4 protein-coding genes and 2 pseudogenes are annotated in these 6137 nt (G+C 49.7%); 4 read left to right on the forward strand and 2 right to left on the reverse strand.

Going from position 1 to position 6137, the window contains the following annotated elements; genetic code table 11:
- Window positions 1–143 (reverse strand): DUF4277 domain-containing protein (locus IM477_RS08930; RefSeq protein ID WP_287731423.1); only part of this gene is annotated, 143 nt, incomplete at its 3' end.
- Between the two features lie 482 nt (window positions 144–625).
- Here IM477_RS08930 and IM477_RS08935 point away from each other — a divergent pair.
- The 4 genes and pseudogenes from IM477_RS08935 to IM477_RS08950 all read left to right on the forward strand — a co-directional run.
- The gene (locus IM477_RS08935; RefSeq protein WP_043999301.1) at window positions 626–1657 is read left to right on the forward strand and encodes a class I SAM-dependent methyltransferase; all 1032 of its coding nucleotides are present in this window, start codon (window positions 626–628) and stop codon (window positions 1655–1657) included.
- Between the two features lie 394 nt (window positions 1658–2051).
- Window positions 2052–3956, forward strand: a complete 1905-nt coding sequence (locus tag IM477_RS08940; protein WP_155120437.1) for a hypothetical protein — start codon at window positions 2052–2054, stop codon at window positions 3954–3956.
- A 50-nt stretch (window positions 3957–4006) separates the two neighbouring features.
- Complete coding sequence (locus tag IM477_RS08945) at window positions 4007–4723, forward strand: glycosyltransferase family 2 protein (protein ID WP_223213051.1); 717 nt, start codon at window positions 4007–4009, stop codon at window positions 4721–4723.
- A 278-nt stretch (window positions 4724–5001) separates the two neighbouring features.
- Window positions 5002–5880 (forward strand): annotated as a pseudogene (locus IM477_RS08950) (glycosyltransferase); the annotation flags it as partial.
- Window positions 5881–5952: 72 nt separating this feature from the next.
- Here IM477_RS08950 and IM477_RS08955 read toward each other — a convergent pair.
- Window positions 5953–6137 (reverse strand): annotated as a pseudogene (locus IM477_RS08955) (IS1634 family transposase); the annotation flags it as partial.

The raw sequence follows: 6137 nt of genomic DNA on the forward strand, positions 1-6137 counted from the left end.
ACTTGCCCCGCTGTGACAATTTCTCCTCGCTCAATTGAGACTTGTTCGTTGATAATTTCAACGATTCCTATTTCATCGATAATTCCGGCTACTAATCCCAGATGGTCTAGATTTTTGACTTCAATTTCTGTTGATTGATTCATGGTCGAATAGTCCACTCGCCTCAGTTTTCCAACAATTCCTATTTTTTCATAATTAGGGTCTCAAAGCCCCCCTAGCGGCCACCGAGAAAACCTTCACCAGCTAAGTATTTTTACTCAAGTCTCTGGAGGGGGACAGCTTATGTGACAGTTGAGGGTGCGGAATGTGGGATGAATAATACTTTAAAGTTTTAAAATCAAAATAGAGAAACAAAAATCAATTTCAAAATCATTTTCCTGTTTTTTAGACAAAATTAGTATTGTTATTTAAAAACAGACGTTAATTTTTTATGATTATTCGATTCGTTTTTGGATTTTTAAAATAAATTTTCCGAAAAATACGGTTCGTCAAAATACGGTTCGTCGGTGCGGAGGTTCCGAAAAACGGGGACCGAAAAGATCGGAGCGGATATCAAGGGGCGGGGGGTTGTATAATTTCTGTGACCCGCGAGATACCCTGTCGTGATCGCTTTTGTCTTAATATCATGACCGACCTCTCTATTTTCAGTAGTCCGCCAGTTTTCTGGCTACCCGATCGCCTGAGCGAGCCGAATCCTTGGCTCGGTCACATTCCCTTCGCGTTCTGGCTTGTGGACGCGCTGAAACCGCGCTTGATCGTCGAGTTGGGAACCCATAGCGGCAACTCCTACCTCGCCTTCTGTCAGGCGGTACAGCGCTTAGAGATTCCCGCCACCTGCCGGGCGATCGATACGTGGCGCGGCGACGAGCAGGCGGGTTTTTACGGCGAAGAGGTGTTTTCGGAACTCTCTGGCTATCACGATACCCGGTACGGAGGATTTTCGCAATTACTCCGCTCCCGTTTCGAGGACGCGGTGAAGGATTTTCCCGACGGGTCGATCGACCTGCTCCATATTGACGGACTCCATACCTACGAAGCCGTAAAAGGGGATTTCGAGATGTGGCGGGGGAAACTATCCGATCGGGCGATCGTTCTCTTCCACGATATCGAGGTATGCGAATCCGATTTCGGGGTTTGGAAACTCTGGAAAGAACTCGGCGATCGCTATCCCCGTTTTTCCTTCCTCCATAGCTACGGATTGGGGGTTCTCGGTTTCGGCCGCGATCTACCCGACCCGTTGCGGATATTGTTCGCCCTCGATCGAGATCTGGCCGCGTGCGAGGACATTCGAGGGCGATTCGCCCGGTTGGGAAACGCCCTCATCGATACCTTCGCTCTTCAAACGATGCGGGAAGAAAACGCTCGCCTAGCCGGGCGGATAAAATACCTTGAAGCGAGCGAGCGAGAAATTCACGATCGCTGGATCGAGTATCAGGTCTACGGGCGACGGGTACAGGTGGAACTAGAGCGCTCGAGAGAACTCCTAAAAAAATACCGCGACGGCTACCATCGAACCCGCAAAGCGTGGGAAGAAGCGAAAATACAACTGCAACAGGCCAGCGAGGGCTGGGAAAGCGCCCAGAACATCGTTCGATGGATGGAGACGAGCTTCTTCTGGAGGCTACGAGAATTGTGGATCGATAACAAACCGATGTAACCCCTAGCAAGCGGACATTATCCCGAACCGATACAGACACACCATGACTCAGGAAGAACAGATCGCGCGACGGAAATCGGCCGTCGAATCTCTATCCCGATTACAATCCCTGCAAAACGAGATCGAGCGAAAATACCTCGATCCCCCGCTGCGAGACTCTTTAGTCGAGAGCTGCGGCCGTGCCGTCCGGAAAGCGTTCCGAAAAAGCCTCGATCTAGCGGTGGCTCTCACCCCAGCCGCGCTCGGCACCCCCTTGGAGGGATGGAAAATTGTCAGGATTCTCGCTAAGAGCGGTCTATTCGACGAGAACTACTACCGACAGCACCACCCTGAGATCGACGGAGTCGCTCCCCTCGACCACTATCGATTGATCGGTCGGTTCAAGGGCGCGTCGGTGAGTCCGCTTTTCGCTGTCGATTATTACACCGCCCGCTATCCCGAGACGATCACCTCGAATCTCGATCCCGTGATTCACTATCTCACCGTCGGCTGGAAAAAAGGCTACGATCCTCACCCGCTATTCGATACCGCCTATTACACGGCCCGCTATCCGGAGGTAAAAACCTCTGATCTCCCGCCTCCAGTTCATTATCGGACAATCGGGGCGAAAAAAGGCTATAATCCCCACCCGCTATTCGATACCGAGTATTACCTCGCCAATAGTCCAGACCTCGCGGGAAGCGATATCGATCCCCTCTCCCATTTCCTGATCTGGGGAGCGATCGCTGGACGGAATCCCCATCCCCTCTTCGATATCGCTTATTATCGCCGGCAGAATCCCACTGACGCGAATCCCCTGATCGACTACCTACAGGAACCCTCCTTCCGAAAATACGATCCCCATCCCCTCTTCGATCGCACCTATTACAAAAAACAGATATCGATCGATACGAATCCCCTACTCCACTACAAGAACGAGGGCTATCGTCTCGGCCTCGACCCTCACCCGTTATTTAAAACCGCCTTCTATCGCGAACAACTGCCCGAAGAGATGGGGGAAACCGTCGATCCGCTCTCGGATTATCTCGTCAACGGGGTCGCCGCAGGACGCGATCCTCACCCGCTCTTCGATAGCCGTTACTATCTCGATCGTAATCCAGGAGTCGCCCGCGAGAAAATTAATCCCCTCTTCGACTACTGCCGGGGAGGTGCGGCCGAAGGGCGTTTCGCGTGGTCGGCCGCTCGATTCGATCACCCGTTCCTGAACGGGTACCGATCGGGGGAAATCGGGTTTTTACTGGAGGGAAATCCAGACTTTCCCGACCCGACGAAGGAAAAAATCGCCGTTTCCTGTAGCTCGATCGGTAATTATTTCATGGGGGAGATCGCCGATATCCTCGCGGCCGGTCTGTCGGCGATCGGGGTGAAAACCCTCCGGCTCTCGGAAAACGATTCCCTCCCAGCGGACATCACGCAGGAAATTATCGTCGCACCTCACGAATTTTTCTATCTGGGAAACGGGGTCGCACTCGGGAACGACCGATCTCGAATCACCCGATCGATTTTGGTCAACGTGGAACAGCCCCAAACTGCGTGGTTTTCCAAAAGTTACGATTTCTTGCGCCAGGCTGCGCTAGTCCTCGATATTAACTGGCAAACGGCGGTTTTCACCCGCGCTCTCGGACTCTCCTCGTATTTCCTGCCGTTGGGGTATCTGCCGGGGTACGCCCCTTTCGCGTGGCAGAAGGAAAAACCCGATCTCCTTGCGTTACGAAGCGTCCCGCGGGAGCGTTGGCATTCTGTCGAGAGCGTCGATTCCCCGTGGGGTGATCGCCCGATCGATCTGCTATTTATCGGTTATCTTAGCCAACGCCGACAGGACTTTTTTGCGACAAACGCCCGATGGCTTCATCGCTACCGCGCTTTTTTCCATATTCCTCCCCTAGACGGTCCCCTGATCGCGGGAAAAGGCAACGCCCTCACCACCGAGGCAGTTATCGGTTTAAGTCAACGGAGTAAAATCCTGCTCAATATTCACCAAAGCGATCTAAGCTATTTCGAGTGGCACCGGATCGTTTTTCACGGTCTCTGGCAGAAAACCCTCGTGATCACCGAACCCTGTTACCCTCTCCCCGGTTTGATTCCTAACGAACACTATATCGAGATTCCCGCCGAAAAAATGGAAGCGAAAATCGACGAACTCCTGAATACACCCGCGGGGCGCGAAGAGTCCGAACGGATTCGGAACGCCGGCCATCGGGCGATCATCGAACTTTTCCCGCTAGAGGCGATCGCATCGCAGCTTCTCTCCCTAACGGCGCGCGTTACTGACACGGCACAGGAGAAGGAACGGAAATGATCTTCACCCATCCCCACTCGTTACTTTTTGAAAAAAAACGATCTCGTCCAGTGAGCGTTACCGTCTGCGTTAGTCTCTATAACTATGCGGACTATATTCGGGAAACGCTGGATTCGCTCCTCGAACAGACCCTAGAAGCCTTCGATCTGGCGATCATCGATGACGCTTCCAGTGACGCTTCCGCCGAGATCACCTGCGACTGGCTGAAGAAAAACGCCGAGCGCTTCGAGCGGATTCTACTCGTCCGACACGATCGCAATAGCGGCGGCCCCTCCGCCCCCCGGAACACGGCGATCGCCTCATCGGATACCCCGTTTATTTTCTCTCTCGATGCCGATAATACCCTCTACCCCCGATGTCTCGAACGGTGTTTAGAAGTGATAGAAGATACCGGGGCCGAGATGGTTTATCCCCTGATCGAGAAATTCGGGGCGGAAACGGGAATTTTGGGAAATCAGAACTGGAGCGCGGAAATTCTTGCCCGCGGCAATTATATCGATAATATGGCCCTGATTCGGAGAACCGCGCTAGAGGCGGTGAATGGCTATTCCTATATGTGGCTCTACGGCTGGGAGGATTTCGATCTCTGGTGTAAATTCGTCGAACAGGATTTTCAAGGGGTTTTAGTGCCAGAAATCCTCGCCCGCTATCGGGTTCACCCGAAATCGCTCCTACAGGCCCACACGAAGTCAAGAGCGCGCTCTGTTACCGAGGAAATCCTCGAACGACACCCGTGGTTAACAATCGATCTAGAAGCGATCACTTGAAACTGATTGCTTCTCGTTTGGCCAGTCTTAAAATCTTACAACCCTGATTAACTAGGTTTTTCAAGGTGTGGAACCCCTTCAAGATAACCCGATGAATCACAGCTTAAAATCTAGCCTATCAATGGAGAAAATAACAGTCTCTGCAATTGTCTCTACTTATTCTAGACAAGCTAATGATAATCGCTTGACAATTCCCTCGATCGAATATAGAATCTTAAAATCTTATACCCCTGATTAACAAGGTTTTTCAAGGTGTGGAACCCCTTCAAGATAATCCGATGAATTATAGTTTAAAATCTAGCCCATCTATGGAAAAAATAACAGTCTCTGCTATTGTTTCTACTTATAAATCAGCCGAATTTATCCGAGGATGTCTAGAGGATTTAGTTACACAAACCCTTTATCAAAAGGGAGAATTAGAAATTATTGTTATCGATAGTGCTTCCCCCGAAAATGAACGGGAAATAGTCCTAGAGTTTCAACAAAAATATCCGAGAATTATTTATCAGCGGACGGAGGCAAGAGAAACCCTTTATCAAGCTTGGAATTGCGGCATTAAACAAGCGCGGGGACGTTATCTAACCAATGCTAACACCGATGATCGTCGCTGTTTCAATGCCCTAGAAATTATGGCTAGTTATCTCGACCAACATCGCGAGATTAGTTTAGTTTATGGCGATCAATTAATTACAACCATTAAGAATGATACTTTTGCCACTACCTCAGCTTTAAAACGCTGGAATTGGCCTGATTATTCCTATCAAGAGCTGCGGCAGAGATGTTGTGTAGGTTCTCAACCGATGTGGCGCAAATCACTTCACGATCGATACGGTTATTTTCAAGAGGATTTTCGCTGTGCGGGCGATTATGAATTTTGGTTAAGAATTGCTAGCCAAGGAGCAAAAATGTCCTTAATTCCCGAGATTTTGGGCTTGTATTATTTAAATCTGCAAGGATTAGAACACGGCAGTAATGGTCAAGCTTTACGGGAACATTATCAGGTATGTAAGACCTATCAAATTCCTCACCCAGAAATTGTCGATATAGCAGTTAATTCTGAGCCAGTTAATGTCGAAAATTTAGGTATACCTCTAGAGAGCGATGAACTAGAAAAATTAAAGATAATTCAAGCTGTTTCTACTCGTAAAACTCCAATAACTGGACTTCCCCGTTGACAAAAAGCCATAACCTGTGCTGTAGGAGGGATTAAAAGAATTTCCGCCGCCCCGTTACTGGGTACAAATCAGGGAAACTCCCAATAAATCTAACGCTTTTTGTTGCAGTTGGGTCGGTCGAGTTATCTTAGAAAAACGATAACTTCCCTCCCTAATCGTACATTCCACTGTATTCAAGCAAATTGTCCCCAGGTCTTCCAACAAAGTCCGAAAGCTATGCACAGGAAAGTTCTCTTGAT

The sequence above is a fragment of the Microcystis sp. M090S1 genome, from assembly GCF_020246295.1.
GTDB lineage: Bacteria > Cyanobacteriota > Cyanobacteriia > Cyanobacteriales > Microcystaceae > Microcystis > Microcystis aeruginosa.